Source organism: Fibrobacter sp., assembly GCF_045112255.1.
Lineage (GTDB): Bacteria > Fibrobacterota > Fibrobacteria > Fibrobacterales > Fibrobacteraceae > Fibrobacter.
On record NZ_JBGUHR010000108.1, the window covers coordinates 1 to 1972 of the forward strand.

Here is a 1972-nt window from a genome sequence, read left to right on the forward strand (position 1 = left end):
GGAGTGGTACGCAAAGGACATCAGCAAGAAAGTAAAGACCGGCATTAAGACGAAGGGCATGAGTGGAAAGCCGATTGCCACCGAAGCCCCCTATGGCTATGTCAAATCCCCGGACAACAAGGATTTTTGGATTATCGACGAGGAAGCCGCCGGAGTTGTTCGTTTGATTTTTCGCCTGTTTCTGGACGGAAAAAACCGAAACCAAATTGCCGTATATCTCACGCAGGCGCAAATCCCAACGCCCACATTCTACATGAAAGAGCGCGGGCGGGGAACCTGTAAAAACAGGGCGCTCAATGAGGCCAACCGCTATAAGTGGAACAAAGCCACCCTGACCCATATCCTCACACGGCAGGAGTATTGCGGTGATGTTGTCAACTTCAAGACCACAAAGCACTTCCGCGACAAGCGGAACCACTATGTAGACCGGAGCCAATGGCAGATAACCGAAAATGTGCATGAGCCGATTATTGACCGCACCGACTTTGAAACCGTACAGCGGATTTTGGAAAATGCGCCCGTCAAACGCCCCAACGGGGACGGGGAAATCCACCCTTTGTCGGGCTTGCTTTTCTGTAAGGATTGCGGTGCGAAAATGCACATTCGCATAGATTATCGGAATGGCGGCAAGCGTCATGTTGCCTATTGCAGCGAGTACCACAAGGGAAAAGCCAAAAACCCCAAATGCAATTCCCCGCACATCATTGACGCGGATTTGCTCATGCAGACCATCGCGGAAGTGCTGAAGAAAATCGAGGACTATTCTATCAGCAACTGGGCGGAATTTGAAGCCTTAGTGAAAAAGAACCTTGCCATGCAGCAGACCGACAAGACCAAGAAACAGCAGAAGCGTATCCCGCAAATCACGACGCGCCTTGAACAGATTGACAAGGTGCTGAACAAGCTCTATGAGGACAACGCCCTCGGCACGATCCCGCAAGACCGCTATGAGCAAATGTCGCAGAAGTATTCAGAAGAATACTATGCGCTGAAAGCGGAGCTTGCCGAGCTGCAAGAGCAGCTATCCGCTTTTGAGAACGCGGGCGGACGGGCGCAGAAGTTTTTGAAGCTGACGGAACGCTACGCTGCCTTTACCGACCTGACCCCCGCCATTCTCAACGAGTTTATCAGCCGGATTGAAGTGCATGAGCGCGACAAGAAAAGGGCAAAACAAGCCATTCAGCACATCGGGATATATTTCAACTATATCGGCAAATTTGAGAACGAAGTGACACAGCTTACAGAGCCAACGGAGCAGGAAATCCGGCAAATGCGGGAGAAAATCGAGGAAGCCCAAAAGGAAAAGAGCCGCGCCTACCACCGGCAGTATTCAAGGGAGTACCGGGCGCGTAACCTTGAAAAGCGACGGGAGTATGACCGCATGAAAGCACGGGAATACCGGGCAAAGAAAAAGGCACAGGAAGCCGCCGCAGCACCCGCACAGTAAAACCGAATACTGACAACCAAGAGGGATTTTCCGGGCTACGGGAAATCCCTCTTTTGCACCCAGAGAAAGGAGCCGCCTATGGCAGAACAGAACGGGACACCTCAATCCCCCGACAGTGTTATCACGACACAGAGGGACGGACAGACCATCGTTGCGGAGTTGTTTTTCAACCACAGCGGCACAGAAACATTCCGCGACAAGCTGCTCAAAGTGATACTTGCCGACAGCTTGCAGGACGGTCAAGAGCCGGAAAAAACGAAAATCACGCGATAGGAACCGCCCGGACGAAGAATGGTTCGCCGGGGCGGTTTCTATTTGAAAATCCCCATTTTCCCCAAGTCAAGAGCCGGGAAAATTCCCTCAAAAATGCCCCTCTCTCCAAACGAGGGCGCAGAAAGGAGAGTTTATGCGAACAGGGCTTCCCAAGCAAAAAAAGATCACAGACATCTGGTTTGATGAGAAAGACCCGTTGATCCATATCCGTACCCACAACACCGACTTGAAGAAGCGGCTTGCCGCCTATGC

General features: G+C 51.7%; 2 protein-coding genes. Both read left to right on the top strand.

Annotation, left to right across the window (positions count from 1 at the left end):
• The coding region (locus ACJMM9_RS13820; RefSeq protein WP_405328115.1) for a recombinase family protein at positions 1–1447 on the top strand (1447 nt) is incomplete at its 5' end.
• Between the two features lie 78 nt (positions 1448–1525).
• On the top strand, positions 1526–1720 hold the full coding sequence (locus ACJMM9_RS13825; RefSeq protein ID WP_022030172.1) for a transposon-encoded TnpW family protein: 195 nt from the start codon (positions 1526–1528) through the stop codon (positions 1718–1720).
• Positions 1721–1972 lie beyond the last annotated feature (252 nt).